The organism is Marinomonas sp. ABL3_031 (assembly GCF_056161265.1).
Window position 1 is genome coordinate 353,846 of sequence record NZ_JBSWYU010000003.1, and the last position, 13,398, is coordinate 367,243.

Here is a 13,398-nt window from a genome sequence, read left to right on the forward strand (position 1 = left end):
GTGAATATAGATCTCACTCAGACCAATATCATGCGATTTTTTAAGAGATTAGTAAATGACATTAACTCTCATTTACTCATCACCTAAATCCATTTTCTTACTGCGCTTTACTGGTAATTTAAAGGCTTCAAAACCATCCTGACGGCCGTCATGAAAGCGTGCTGATTTTGCTGGCCCATTGCGTTTTTTCTGCGCGGCTTTACGTGGTGTTTTGGCGTTCTTTTTCACTGCGGGTTTAGCAATTTTGGGTTTCTTCGGCGCCAAACCTTTAAAGGTTGCCGGCAAGGATTCCACCGTTTCCAGCTCAAATTTACGCTGTAAAAAGCTTTCTATGGCCTTAAAACTCAACCAATCTTTTGGCCCTACTAATGAATAAGCATCCCCTTTAAAGCCAGCACGACCGGTACGGCCCGTTCGATGAACAAATTCTTCAGCCTGTTTGGGAAGGTCGAAGTTAAATACATGGGAAACACTGGCAATGTCTAGGCCACGGGACGCCAAGTCGGTACTGACCAAAACAGTAAATTGCCCCTTAGCGAAACTTTCCATGACTTTATTACGTGCACTTTGCGACAAATCCCCATTCAAGGCCTGAGTCGTCATTCCCCAACTGCCCACCAAGTCTGCCAAACGCACTGTATCGGCCTTAGTGGCAGTGAAAATAATGGCTTGCTTAATAGTTTGTTCTGACAATAAATACTGAAGCAAAGCCTGCTTGTGATCCAAATGATCACACAACAAAACGTGCTGCTGAATGTCTTTATGCTCGTCATAGCCTTGACCAATGGCCACACGAGATGGCTCTTTCAATAATTCCGCCGCCATCTCATTGACATCTGTGTTGTCTAACGTAGCGGAGAAGAACAAGGTTTGACGCTGTCGGTGATTGGCTGCGGCGTTAATGGCGCGCATGGCATCGGCAAAACCTAAGTCCAACATGCGATCTGCTTCGTCCAGAATTAACAGCTCCAAGCCTTCTAGATAAAGGTGACGTTGTGTTAAATGGTCCGCTAAACGCCCTGGCGTAGCAACGATAAAATGAGGGTCTTTCTGCAATGACTTATGTTGATCATTGAAGTTTTCGCCACCCAGAATTAATACCGAAGTGAAACGACTGCCCGCTAACAACAAACGCAATTGCGCAAACACCTGCTTGGCCAATTCGCGCGTCGGCACCAAAATCACCACTCTTGGGTCACGTCGCGACAAAGCACGCTTTTTGTAGACACGATGCAAAGCGGGCAACAAATAGGCTAAGGTTTTACCAGACCCGGTCTTCGAAGAGGCCAACAAATCACGGCCAGCCATGGCTTCAGGGATGGCGCGCGCTTGAATTTCCGTTGCCTCATCAAACCCTAAATGACCAATAGATTTTAAAATACGATTATCAAAACCAAAATCTTCGAATAACAAAAAAACACCTCAGAATGAATTCATTAGACTGCAAAAACGCATCATCGAGATTATAACTCAGCCTCAAGCAAATACCTTAATCCTCTTTTAACAAAAGATAGCTTTTACCCGCACTCATAATCCCCTGCCCCGAGCCAGCCTCTGTCTTAACGGGTTGCAGTTGTTCTGCTAAAGCATAAAAAACATTACGCGCGAGCAACGCCTTCATCCCATAACGCATTTGGATATAAGGCCTTTCTTCCCCTTGTTGTTCTTCCTCTTGCCATGCATCCTTATGAAAGGGTGCCATGAATAAATCCGTATCAATTCCCAGCACCATGACATCGTCTGTCGTTGTGGTAAATTCCAAGGCTTCCCCTTGAGGTGTTTCAACGGTTCGCCAGCGATTTACCAAGAAAGGCGCATCTTCCACTTGAATACGCACTTTTTCAACAGGGGTAACCAGAAAATATTCATTGTTTTCATGCCATAAAATACGGCTGAACATTTTCACCATCGCGCTACGATGAATCTTGCCACCTTCATGAATCCAGTCACCATTGGACTTGATCAGCATGTTCATATCACCGCAAAAATCTGGCCGCCACTTGTGTACAGGGGGTAAATCCTTATTACTCGGCAAATTCTTTAAATCAATCATATCGGCTGTACCTTCAATATTGTGCGAACAAATTAGGCTATCTCACTTTAACTTCAATATTATTCAATTACATAATGAAGCCATGAAATTCATTCACTGATAAAATAATCTCATTCAATACATGCAGAGGCTCAACATCGCCTCCAAAGAATAAGAGTGTGACATTATGAAATCGGAATTGGCAAGAAAGTTTAAAGACGCAAGCAGAGGTGTCTATTTTATCGGTACGACACCACCGAAATCCTCCGTGCAAGAAGAGCAATTACAGGAAATCAGCGCCAAACTGCTAAATCGCCTAGCCGACATAGAGGTGGACGGTTTAATCGTGTATGACATTCAAGACGAAACCAGCCGCATCGACAAGCCAAGACCCTTCCCTTTCATGGAAACCCACGACCCACGTGCTTGGTCTAAGCGCCTACACCTAGCGTCTGACAAGCCAGTTGTGACGTACAAATCCGTTTCTTCGCGCAGTGCAGAAGCCTTTTCTGGCTGGTTAACCGAGGCATGGGAAGATTATGGCATTCGTGATCTGGTCTTGGTTGGCTCCCCTTCTTCTGACGGCGACATCAAATTGCCACTGCCAGAAGCTTACCAAACCCTAGCGACTTCAGAGCACGACTTCAACCTTGGTGGTGTGACCATCGCTGAGCGTCATGCTAGAAAAGGCGATGAGCATTTACGCATCATCAAAAAATCCGCAGCCGGTTGTGACTTCTTCATTTCTCAAGCCGTCTATAATCCGCAAGCCACTGCGGATCTTATCAGCCGTTACGCGCGCACTTGCAAAGAACAAGGCAACACACCCAAGCGCATTATTTTGACCTTCACCCCTTGTGGCAGCGCCAAAACCTTAGAATTCATGGAGTGGCTGGGCATCTCAGTTCCCGAGGCCACCAAACACCGCATTCTGGATTCAACAACACCATTGGATGAATCCATCAAAATTTGCCGTAGCGCTTTAGAACAAATCATTGAAGTGGCGTTACCCCTTGGCGTGCCTTTGGGTCTGAACATCGAAAGCTTGACCAACCGCAAAGAAGAAATCGACGCTTCGATCCAACTGTATCGTTTATTAAAAGCCACCCTCGACCTTAAATTGGCTGAACAAGGGCTAAACTAATTCTCTGCTATTTAAGTGAGTTAAAGCAGCGCATCGACCTGCTGTAAAACACGGTCGATGCGAATGGCCTGCATGGCCTCAGGGTCATGCACGCGAGTCGACCAAGGCAATTCCGCCAAAGGCTTATCGTATTCTTTAGCGATCCCTTCTTCATAGACACTGATCACCTTATCCAAATCCCGATATGGCCCAGTACGTTGCGGATTAGAATGAGCGTACAAACCTAATACAGGCGTGCCCACCAAGGTCGCCATGTGCGCAGGGCCAGTATCAGGACTGATCACCAATTGCGCGCCTTTCAATACCGCCAACATAACATTCAACGGCGTTTTGCCTACTAGATTGATCACCTCAGAGGACGTTTGCGCGACCAAATTCGCCGCCAACTCTCGCTCAATGTCAGCTGGCCCGCCCGTCAGCACAGGTATTTTGCCTTTCGCCAACAAATGCTTAAGCAAGGCTTGGTAACCCTCAAAGGTCCAATTGCGCTCGGCTTTTGAAGCTGCAGGATTAACCACCACATACTGCTCGGGCAAATCAAAGTCATGATCAGGCAAGGTCAATTCGCAAGGCAAGCTGGGTTCGCTCACCCCCAACACACTGGCGATGGACAGAAACGAATCCAGCACATGCTCACCTTGCGGTTCAGGGGCCAGTTCATTCACAAACCAATGCTGCTTTTCACGGGAATGGGATAAAGCAAAACCAATACGACGCTTGGCTTTGATTGCCAAGGTCAGCAAACTGGCACGCAATGACCATTGCAAATGCAACAGCGCATCAAATTGCGGCCCAGCGAGCGCTTTACGTAACGCCCAAATGCCTTTAAAGCCGGTTTTCTTGTTGTACTCTTTAACATCAACGCCGGGCAGCAAGCGAACCAAATTGGCTTCAAGAGGAGAGGTTATCCAAGTTACCTGCATGTCAGGCTGTTGTTTCATAATGGCTTGCACCACCGCCATGGCATGACAAACGTCACCCAGCGCCGACAAACGGACCACGGCTAGGTGTTGAATTTTATCTTGCTGCATCTCTTCCTCTAGGGCTGCTTAACGTCGGCAAGTATTATAGAATAGCCTATCTGGAAAGTGTCCAAATTTCTGAACACAGCATGAGAATTACACTAAGCGAGCAAGATGCCACACCTGAATAAGACCCAGGCTCAGCAATATTTAATGCAGAGCGCCGATCAACTGCCCATCACACAAGACTGGTTTGATACCGATTTCTGGCACCACCAAAATGCAATCAAAGGAACGGGAACTGGTCGCGGGGAAGTGTGGTTTATTGACAGCCAATATGGCCAGTTTGTACTACGTCGCTATCGTCGTGGCGGCCTGATTGCCAAACTGAATAAACGTCACTTTATGTTCACAGGTCTAGAAAGCACTCGCCCTTGGCAAGAGCTAAGTTTGCTAGAAATCATGCACAATCAAAGCCTGCCCGTCCCTCAGCCCATCGCTGGCATGTGTCACTTACACAAAGGCTTTTACCAAGCTGAACTGCTCACCGCGACCATTCCAGACGCCACCGATCTATTTGACTTAATTAAACAGCAACAAAATGATCAACTAAACTGGAAAGAAATTGGTCGAGTCATTGCCCTCTTCCATCAAGCAGGCATCTATCATTCCGACCTAAACTGTCACAACATCATGATAGATAAAGCCAACAAAGTCTGGCTGATCGACTTTGATAAATGCAAACAAAAAAAGCCTCACTCAAGCTGGACGCAAAACAACCTCGACCGACTAAAGCGCTCATTCGACAAAGAAGCAAGCAAATACCCTGAATTTACAGTAACAGACGCACAATGGACGTCACTATTGGTAGGATACCATGGCTAAAAAAACTACCTTAAATCAAAGCATTACCCAATTTATTGCACCACAACATTGGCCAACTTGGCTGGGCATGGGCATTGCCTATTTACTCAGCTTCCTGCCTTGGACAATACAAAAAGCCTTGGGCACTGGCCTTGGCAAATTGCACTATGCCCTAAGCAGTCGTCGCAAAAAAATTTGCCACACCAACCTGCAAATCTGCTTTCCTGACATGACAGACAAGGACAGAGAAAAACTCGCCCGAGCGCACTTTGAAAGCATGGCCATTGGCGTCTTTGAAATGTTCACCGCTTGGTTTCGCAACCCTGAAAAGACAGCGCAAAAAGTCACCTTCAACGACCAAGACGTGGTTCAAAAAGCCGTCGCCAAAGGCAAAGGCTGCATCATGGTCGGCGCGCACTTTTCCTCTATTGACCTGTGCGGCACTCAAATTGCGCGTTTTATTGATGTGCACCCTATTTACAAGCTGCAAAGAAACCCAGTGATGAACTGGGTCATGGAACGCCAACGCCAAGCCGTGTTCAGCAAAACCATTGAGCGCAAAAACACCAAAGAAATCTTTCGCTCATTAAAAGACAACAAAACCGTCTGGTTTGCCGTTGACCAAGACTACGGACGCAAAAACGCAGTCTTTGCCCCCTTCTATGGTCGCGAATGCGCCACCATCTCCCACATCAGCCGTTTGGCCAAATCCACCGGCGCCACCATACTCATGTACGACTACGGCCGCACCCAAGATGGCTACGCCCTGTCATTACAAGAAGTCGAAAACTACCCAACGGGAGACGACGTGGCCGACGCCACCCTACTCAACTCGTTAATAGAAAAGCAAATCGAGACCAAACGTGAGCAATATTTTTGGTCACATCGACGGTTTAAGACGCAGAAGGATCCGCAGGATCCTTCGCCTTATAAGATTAAAAAACGGTGAATTGAGCCCGATATTTTGTGAGTTTCCTCGGTTTGGATTTGGTTGGGGGACTTTTCTTTCTTCTTGCCAGATATTTTGTGAATTTCCTCTGGATAGCTTTGGTTGGGGAGCTTTTTTCCGCCCTGCTAGGCGGGTAACTTTTGCCAAACGATGCAAAAGTAACCAAAAAATCTTTTGAGTCCTTTCGCACATTCAGGAACGTGTCGAGAGTTTTCACCAGTGGCTCGTTACCTCTTTTCACGTTAAAAACCATCTCAATCTGACGATCTCTCGTGTTCCTTCCCCTTATGTCTTCAAGGGGAAGGTTAGGATGGGGTTAGTCCAGCAACCTCAGACAAAACCATTTACAACTAAACCAAATCTCGTGTCCCTTCCCCTTATGTATTCAAGGGGAAGGTGAGGATGGGGTTAGTCAAGCAGCCTCAGATTTGCTCGTCTTAAACAGCGATATGTAGGTTTGATAAGCGCAGCGCCATCAAACAAAACCACTGTTCCTTAGGCTATTCTGGATTTCCTCTGATTGCCTTTGATTAGGGAGCTTTTTTCCGCCCTGCTAGGCGGGTAACTTTTGCCAAACGATGCAAAACTCTCTTTCAATAGAAACGCAAAAAATCTTTTGAGTCCTTTCGCACATTCAGGAACGTGTCGAGCATTTTTTGCTGACAGGCTCATTACCTCTTTTTACGTTTAAAAACAGCTTGTTGATATTAAAAGTAGGTTTGATAAGCGCAGCGCCATCAAACAAAACAACATACAACCAAACCAAATCCCGTGTTCCTTCCCATTACCTTTTAAAAAGCTTCTTCAAGGGGCGAGGATGGGGTTAGTCCAGCAGCCTCAAATTCCCTCATCTTAAACAACGACGTAGGTTTGATAAGCGCAGCACCATCAAACAGAATTTCTGTGCCTAGGTGTTAAAAAAACAGCGAGTTGAAATACAACTTTCATTTACAGTAAAAGTTGTATTTCAAATTTTATATTGGAACCAAATACTTAGGCTTATTCGACAAGTTGTTTTAAACAAATTTATGTTGAAAGGATATGCTTCTCTAGGAGCAAATAAAGTTAAGAAACGGGCTGGAAAACATCATCTACTCCTTATGAATAATCATCAAAAATTTGTATGGATATACAGTTTATTTTTTGAGTTGCCAATGATTGGCTCGTTTTGCCTAAAAAATAATCACAGTATTGCGCGTTTACGCTGGCAGAAAAATAAAAAGTCTTTTAGTATCAATGGATAAGAATATCTCCAGCAAAAATAACGCGCTGTACTTACCTAAAAGAAAGATGAAATAACGCGCATGCTCGTTTCTCCAGTTTTGGATTTTATTAATATCTTTATAAAATCATTAATTTTCAGACACTTATAAAGGTATTAATAAAGTCTTTGAGTTGTCTAAACGCGCATGCGCACTATTAAAAATGTTAGACTTAAACAAAGAATGCGAAATGAATATGTCCTTCTCAACAGATAAAGAATCATGCCGTAAAGCCTTAAAAGAGGCAGGTTCAAGAAAAGTGGCCTTTATTTGCCACCTGAAAATTACAGATTTAAATGGATACGATAAATGGCTGGCTAAAAGTAGACATAATAGAAAACGGTTGTATCGGGTTAAGGCTGACCCTGTAGCACGGGAAGGGATGTTGATCGATGAGATTGTGATAGACGAATTTTCATCGGTACAAGAGGCTTTGGACTTCTTTTCAACCTATGAAGACTCTCTAAATCAGGTCTGCTCCGAGCATACCATCCTTGTAATTATACCGGAGCCATCGATAACTTTTCATGTGGTTAAAGGCATATCATGGCTTGTTCGGTTGTTTAAAGGTGTCACCGATCAAGGCATACCTTCCGCAACGTGGAGAGCAGAGAACACAGATGTTTGGCCTGATGAAAATCAAATGGAAGTTGCAAGAGCCCAAGATCTTGACGAGCCACTTTTTGTCTACAACCTGAACAAATACAGACCGGTCGCCGAGTACAAGGAATTCAACAAAGACGGTAAGAAGATCAGCGGCAAAGAGGCATATGATCGCTACTCCAAGATTGCTGGATTTGAGCTACTACGTAGAGGTGCATACCCAGTCTATGGTGGAAAGCCAATCTGTATTTTTGGCAGTCATGAGGATTGTATGCTTGCTGATAGCTGGGATCATTTTATCTTTGTTCGTTATCCTCAACGACGTAATCTCCTGGCAACGATTGAAAGCGATGAATTTCACAATGGGGAAGCCCATCGTGACGCTGGGCTGGAGCGTGTAGCAATTTTCATGGGCAAAGAAGCCTAACAAGTTGCTGCACTCGGAAAAATTACTCGCTGCACTCCCAATTTTCCGGTGAGCAAGGCGTTATGACTCTGTATGAACGAAGTAGAAATTAAGATAAACAAGATTGCTCAAGGAATTCTTCCAATCGAAGAAGGCATGGATTGGTTCGAATCGGCTTCAGAAGAAACTGTGTCTGAGATTCTAGGTGCGCTCGACTACTTTATCCTTCAAGCGCATCCGACGACAGAGGATATTGAACGTGCAATTAAATTATCTGGGCTAAAAGAAACTTACTCTCCATGCGTCCTTGTTCGGAAAAAACATCTAAATGAGGTAAGGGCAAAGGTTCTAAAAATGCAAGGTATAGATCGCCTTCGTTCTTTTAGGCTGTTTATTTATATTTTGGGGGTTGCCGATGGTAGGCGTAGGGTTCAACAATGCGTGGGTGGCTGTACGCATGATTGGCATAATCTGTAAAAGTCATAACAAGGCAAAGCAGCGGATTCGCTTCGCTCTTCGCTGTTCGCGGCGTTAAATTTCTAGGAAGAAAACGAATCAATGAAAGAAATCGAATATCAACTCTTAGAAAGTATTGTCATGTTCATGGAAAAAGAAGGAACAAATCATAAGCTTGTTACCTTTAATATTGATCATGACCAAGTAGAGGAGATTTATGACTTCCTAGGAAAAGAATATACGCTTGATCAGCTCAGACAAGCTGCCGATATATGCCTTGCCCATGAGTGGATTAAACATACATCCATATCTGGGAAATATTATGGCTTAGGGCTCACTGAAAAAGGTATTGGTGTTGTCCGTTCGAAAAGAAAACAAGCTGAGGCTCTACAAAATCGTACGCTGCTTAAAAAAACTTCAGATTATATAGAAGAGCATAAAGGCTTGTTTGTCATTCTAAGTTTTACAATTGCACTAACGTCATTGTTAATTACAATTTACAAAGGAGAATGACATGGATATCGACCCAATTTCAATAGAGCTACGTTGTCTCTTTTGCGATGCTGTTTTACAAGGCCCTGAAGACTCAGAATTTGAATCAGGCGACTTGATAGAGTGCCTTTCTTGTGGAGAAGGTAATGATTATGACAGTGTCATTGAAATAGCAAAAGAAAAAGGCGTTGAGCAAATGACTGATGAAGTTAAAGCTCAATTAGAGAAAAAGTTTAAAAAAATGTTCAAGTAAAATTTAACAAGTTGCTGCAACTGACCGCCAAACGCTTAAATAATTGGAAATAATTGGAAATAATTGGGGTCAGAGTAAAATTAAATACAAACTAACTCCGCTTATGACAACAAAAAGCAACTAAAGGCAACAGTCCCTTTAATTCGTTTGCTTTCTACTTTTCTATTGTGCTTCACACCTATTTATTCCGGTGAGCTAGGCGTTAGTTGCCTTATCAATATCATATGTACAAGTTATTGTACAAGTAGAATGGTGAGGACTATACTTGTTCCATTGAATGTACGTGTGGAGGTTCTTATGAAAATCGTATCTTTCACTGAAGCTAGAAATGGTCTTAAAGCTGTTTTGGACGGTGTAGTGAATGACGCTGATACAACCGTTATTACACGTCGTGATTCTGAAGATGCTGTGGTTATGTCTTTAGATTACTACAATAGCCTTATGGAGACAGTGCACTTACTACGCTCTCCTCAAAACGCTGAACACTTAAACCGTTCTATAGCGCAGTACCGTGCTGGTAAAACAACAGCACGAGAGTTAATTGATGAGTAGTAGTCAGCGTTTACTGTCGTGGACTGATGACGCTTGGGATGGCTACCTGTATTGGCAAACTCATGACAAAAAAACACTCAAGCGCATCAATAAACTCATCAATGATGTTAAGCGTTCTCCATTTGAGGGCATCGGTAAACCTGAGTCATTGAAAGAGAACTTATCTGGATTTTGGTCTCGTCGTATTGATGATACTAATAGACTTGTTTACGCAGTCGATGATCAGGCCATAACGATAATCTCGTGTCGTTACCACTACTAAATTAGGTTCAGCGATCTGGCATCTAACAAAGCATTTAAGAGTGATACTCAAGTATAGCCAAGCGCCGTTCACACCTTAATGGGGCGTTAAGCCATAAACCTAATTTCGAGTTTTTCCAAACAACTAGGGTCAGAGTAAAATTAAATATTGTTCTACTCTGCCCATTAGATTCCAAAGAGGTAGCTTGTTTTACTTGACCACGACAATGATATGAAAAACCAGCTACCGATGACCTTCATTCCTTTTAAGGTGAGTTTATCCAACCTGTGTTCAATCACCCTGAAAAGACTTCACTTTGGCTGACTAAAGAGGGCTACCCTACTCGTGTCGAGTAGCCCAGGCCAATGCCTCCAGACAATCACACACTGAACTGTGAAACCAGTGTGTTTAGCGATACTGTGTTTTGTTTCAGTTGCGCAGCGGCACTTTGGGTACCTGCCGCCCCTTCAGAGGTCTCTATCGAGGCGGCTTTGATTCCCTCGATATTTTGATTGATTTTTTCGGTTGCCCCCACCTGCTGCGCGACTGCCTGCGCGACTTGCTCATTGATCTCACTAAGAGCGATAACGGCTTGTTGAATATCATCCAAAGCATTGGTGGTAATAGAGGCTTGTTTCATTGTCAGTGACGCATCTTCCTGACATTTACTCATAGCATCTACCGCATCACTTGCACCGTTTTGAAGCAACACTATGATATTTTGGATTTCTCGTGTTGAATCACCCGTGCGTTGGGCAAGTGCTCTGACTTCATCAGCCACGACAGCAAATCCACGCCCTTGCTCCCCTGCTCGCGCGGCTTCTATTGCTGCGTTCAGGGCCAGTAGGTTGGTTTGCTCTGAGATACCGTTGATCACCTCAATCACTTTTCCGATTTCTGTGGAGTTGTCTGCAAGCTTTTCGATGACTTCCATCGCCCCCGTAACTCGATTGGAAAGTTTGTCTAGAGCCAATCGGGTTTGTTCGACCGTTGCTTGTCCAGATGTCGACTTTTGTTGTGCATCATTCACTGATTTGGATGACGCTTCAGCCAACTCAGAAATCTCGTGAATACTCTGAGACAAATGATTTACAGCGGTCGCAACGGATTCGGTTTTTTGCTTCTGACTTGTACTGGCTTCAGAAGTGTGCGTTGAGGCAACAGCCACAGATTCTGACGTGGTAGCAATGGATGCGCTGTTATCTCTTATATTTCCAACCAAGACGCGAAGCTTGGTAACCATGTCGTATATTGAATGGTAGATACCACCAACGTGGCGTCCTCCCGAAACGTCTACGGTTAAATCTCCTTCAGATACAACACGGACAATTTTCTCGATTTCTTTGGGATCTCCACCGATAGGTTTCATAATAAGGCGTGGTAAAATTACCGCTAAGAGAATACCCGCTATCACGCTGAACAGTGACAAACTTGCAATAAAGATCACACGTTGTTCAGCATCAGCTTGCACTACCGGCCCCAGTGTATCCTGGACGTCTTTTACATGAAGTTTCACGTCTTCGAGGTTGTTGGCAACAACAGGACCAATACGATTTAGTGTAGAAGTGATGATACTGTTTGTATCCTTTATCAATCGATGTGCGTGGTCAAATGCCTCAAGGTAATCTTTTTGATTCGATGAAAATGTCTGTAAATACTGACTCGCTGAAGCATCCCCAGTGTAGAGCTCGCTAAGGCTGTCGATTAATGAGGGTAAGTTGTCACCTAATTCACGCTCCGCTCTTTCGTAATCACTCTGCTGATTAGTCACTAAGAACCTAGTCACGTATAAACGCCCCAGCAAAAGCGTTTCTTGCGCCTTACTGAGCAAGTAAAGACCTTGACTATTACGTCGTCTATTGGCTTGTTCGATGAAGTCTGTTACGGCTTTTCGCATCGCCAATCCCGCTGGGTAGAGACGAGTATCTAAAATGTCATGTTTTTGCGCTATCAATTGTTGAACTTGGCTAAAGCCTGACTGATATTCTTGCAGTAGCGCCCTTGACTCTCTTAATTTATTTATCCTTTCAGGGTCCTTCATCATGGACATGGCTTCGTCGATAAACTGAATTGTCGCTTGCATGCGCTCGTCGTATCCTTTAGCAGAAACCTCTCCGTTTTGTTGAATAGACTTAATCACATTGATTCTTGCCATGAGCAAATTGGCTTGAATTCTACCCGACAAATTGGTTTCTTGCGCAAGACCACGATACTCTACAAAGCTGGCGTAGCCGGCCCGTAATCCCACAAATGCAATGATTGAAATGAACAGAAGTAACAAAAGAACTAAACCGTACCCAGAACTAATCTGAGTAGAAAGCTTCATACGTGCAAACATAGAAATACCTTAGCAATAGTGCATTACCGTATTTCTGTCACTAACACTTTACCCTATGATGTGCTTATACATTCCCTTGCCTGCCTTTTTTAATTGGCAGTAAGTTAGTCACAAGAAACATGACAACATCGATGCATTTTTAGCATAGATATCAAAGTGTGGATGCATTTTTAACATAAGTAAAAAAGCCTGTCGAGCGTTTTGACTACTCGGCAAATTAGCTTTTTTTACTTTTAAAAGCGATCCACACCAAACCCATTATCTCGCTTATTGCCATTACCTTGTAATAAGATAGTTGCTTGATGGGAAAGGCTTTTTGATTTCTTCCCGAGGTGATTTTTGTTTCCTCGCTTTGGCTTTGGTTGGGGAACTTTTTTCCGCCCTGCTAGGCGGGTAACTTTTGCTAAACGATGCAAAAGTAACCAAAAAATCTTTTGATTCCTTTCGCACATTCAGGAACGTGTCGAGCATTTTTTGCTGACAGGCTCATTGCCTCTTTTTACGTTTAAAAGCCTTTCACACTTGATGAAATCTCATGTTCCCTCCCCTTATGTCTTTCAAGGGGAGGGCTAGGGTGGGGTTAGTCCAGCAGCCTCAAATCAGCTCACCGTTAACAACGAAACGTAGGTCTGATAAGTGAAGCGCCATCAAACAAAACCACTGTTCCTTAGGCTATTCTGGATTTCCTCTGATTGGCTTTGGTTGGGGAACTTTTTTCCGCCCTGCTAGGCGGGTAACTTTTGCTAAACGATACAAAAGTAACCAAAAAATCTTTTGATTCCTTTCGCACATTCAGGAACGTGTCGAGCATTTTTTGCTGACAGGCTCATTGCCTCTTTTTACG

At 43.9% G+C, this 13,398-nt stretch carries 13 protein-coding genes; 9 read left to right on the forward strand and 4 right to left on the reverse strand.

The genetic code is table 11. The features are described from left to right. Positions 1-72 precede the first annotated feature (72 nt). Together ACXAH2_RS06010 and ACXAH2_RS06015 are read right to left on the reverse strand one after the other, a co-directional pair. Positions 73-1,413 carry a DEAD/DEAH box helicase gene (locus tag ACXAH2_RS06010; protein ID WP_475077267.1) on the reverse strand — a complete coding sequence of 447 codons (1,341 nt, stop codon included), beginning with the start codon at positions 1,411-1,413 and terminating at the stop codon, positions 73-75. Between the two features lie 76 nt (positions 1,414-1,489). Next, positions 1,490-2,053 (reverse strand): DUF1285 domain-containing protein, encoded by a 564-nt coding sequence (locus tag ACXAH2_RS06015; protein ID WP_475077268.1) that lies wholly within the window; start codon positions 2,051-2,053, stop codon positions 1,490-1,492. Between the two features lie 166 nt (positions 2,054-2,219). On the opposite strand from ACXAH2_RS06015, the gene ACXAH2_RS06020 reads away from it, so the two are divergent. Beyond that, positions 2,220-3,176: a methylenetetrahydrofolate reductase gene (locus tag ACXAH2_RS06020; RefSeq protein ID WP_475077269.1), complete on the forward strand. Its 957-nt coding sequence runs from the start codon at positions 2,220-2,222 to the stop codon at positions 3,174-3,176. A gap of 20 nt (positions 3,177-3,196) precedes the next feature. On the opposite strand, the gene ACXAH2_RS06025 is transcribed toward ACXAH2_RS06020, so the two are convergent. Further along, on the reverse strand, positions 3,197-4,207 hold the full coding sequence (locus ACXAH2_RS06025) for a glycosyltransferase family 9 protein (RefSeq protein ID WP_475077270.1): 1,011 nt from the start codon (positions 4,205-4,207) through the stop codon (positions 3,197-3,199). Between the two features lie 105 nt (positions 4,208-4,312). Between ACXAH2_RS06025 and ACXAH2_RS06030 the strand changes: the two genes are divergently transcribed. The 8 genes from ACXAH2_RS06030 (at position 4,313) to ACXAH2_RS06065 (ending at position 10,237) form a co-directional block, all read left to right on the forward strand. Continuing rightward, positions 4,313-5,023, forward strand: a complete 711-nt coding sequence (locus tag ACXAH2_RS06030; protein WP_475077271.1) for a 3-deoxy-D-manno-octulosonic acid kinase — start codon at positions 4,313-4,315, stop codon at positions 5,021-5,023. Then, the gene (locus ACXAH2_RS06035) at positions 5,016-5,951 is read left to right on the forward strand and encodes an LpxL/LpxP family acyltransferase (RefSeq protein WP_475077272.1); all 936 of its coding nucleotides are present in this window, start codon (positions 5,016-5,018) and stop codon (positions 5,949-5,951) included. Before ACXAH2_RS06030 ends, ACXAH2_RS06035 begins: the two co-directional genes overlap by 8 nt. Positions 5,952-7,403: 1,452 nt before the next feature. After that, positions 7,404-8,243, forward strand: coding sequence for a Dimeric alpha-beta barrel (locus tag ACXAH2_RS06040; RefSeq protein ID WP_475077273.1), 840 nt, complete (start codon positions 7,404-7,406; stop codon positions 8,241-8,243). Positions 8,244-8,315: 72 nt separating this feature from the next. Then, positions 8,316-8,699 (forward strand): DUF5958 family protein, encoded by a 384-nt coding sequence (locus tag ACXAH2_RS06045; protein ID WP_475077274.1) that lies wholly within the window; start codon positions 8,316-8,318, stop codon positions 8,697-8,699. Between the two features lie 81 nt (positions 8,700-8,780). Continuing rightward, complete coding sequence (locus ACXAH2_RS06050) at positions 8,781-9,191, forward strand: hypothetical protein (RefSeq protein WP_475077275.1); 411 nt, start codon at positions 8,781-8,783, stop codon at positions 9,189-9,191. Between the two features lies 1 nt (position 9,192). Further along, positions 9,193-9,423, forward strand: coding sequence for a hypothetical protein (locus tag ACXAH2_RS06055; RefSeq protein WP_475077276.1), 231 nt, complete (start codon positions 9,193-9,195; stop codon positions 9,421-9,423). A 297-nt stretch (positions 9,424-9,720) separates the two neighbouring features. After that, entirely contained in the window at positions 9,721-9,975 is a 255-nt protein-coding gene (locus ACXAH2_RS06060; RefSeq protein WP_212595929.1) for a type II toxin-antitoxin system Phd/YefM family antitoxin, read from the forward strand. After that, positions 9,968-10,237 (forward strand): Txe/YoeB family addiction module toxin, encoded by a 270-nt coding sequence (locus ACXAH2_RS06065; protein ID WP_475077277.1) that lies wholly within the window; start codon positions 9,968-9,970, stop codon positions 10,235-10,237. The genes ACXAH2_RS06060 and ACXAH2_RS06065 overlap by 8 nt, the downstream gene beginning before the upstream one ends. Before the next feature lie 358 nt (positions 10,238-10,595). Here the strand turns inward: ACXAH2_RS06065 and ACXAH2_RS06070 are convergent, their stop codons facing one another. Then, positions 10,596-12,554, reverse strand: coding sequence for a methyl-accepting chemotaxis protein (locus tag ACXAH2_RS06070; protein ID WP_475077278.1), 1,959 nt, complete (start codon positions 12,552-12,554; stop codon positions 10,596-10,598). Positions 12,555-13,398: the final 844 nt, after the last annotated feature.

Coding starts and splice junctions, on each gene's coding strand:
- ACXAH2_RS06060 (WP_212595929.1), top strand. CDS start 9,721: ATGAAAATCGTATCTTTCACTGAAGCTAGAAATGGTCTTAAAGCTGTT.
- ACXAH2_RS06050 (WP_475077275.1), top strand. CDS start 8,781: ATGAAAGAAATCGAATATCAACTCTTAGAAAGTATTGTCATGTTCATG.
- ACXAH2_RS06055 (WP_475077276.1), top strand. CDS start 9,193: ATGGATATCGACCCAATTTCAATAGAGCTACGTTGTCTCTTTTGCGAT.
- ACXAH2_RS06015 (WP_475077268.1), bottom strand. CDS start 2,053: ATGATTGATTTAAAGAATTTGCCGAGTAATAAGGATTTACCCCCTGTA.
- ACXAH2_RS06065 (WP_475077277.1), top strand. CDS start 9,968: ATGAGTAGTAGTCAGCGTTTACTGTCGTGGACTGATGACGCTTGGGAT.
- ACXAH2_RS06030 (WP_475077271.1), top strand. CDS start 4,313: ATGCCACACCTGAATAAGACCCAGGCTCAGCAATATTTAATGCAGAGC.
- ACXAH2_RS06045 (WP_475077274.1), top strand. CDS start 8,316: ATGAACGAAGTAGAAATTAAGATAAACAAGATTGCTCAAGGAATTCTT.
- ACXAH2_RS06025 (WP_475077270.1), bottom strand. CDS start 4,207: ATGCAGCAAGATAAAATTCAACACCTAGCCGTGGTCCGTTTGTCGGCG.
- ACXAH2_RS06040 (WP_475077273.1), top strand. CDS start 7,404: ATGAATATGTCCTTCTCAACAGATAAAGAATCATGCCGTAAAGCCTTA.
- ACXAH2_RS06020 (WP_475077269.1), top strand. CDS start 2,220: ATGAAATCGGAATTGGCAAGAAAGTTTAAAGACGCAAGCAGAGGTGTC.
- ACXAH2_RS06035 (WP_475077272.1), top strand. CDS start 5,016: ATGGCTAAAAAAACTACCTTAAATCAAAGCATTACCCAATTTATTGCA.
- ACXAH2_RS06070 (WP_475077278.1), bottom strand. CDS start 12,554: ATGTTTGCACGTATGAAGCTTTCTACTCAGATTAGTTCTGGGTACGGT.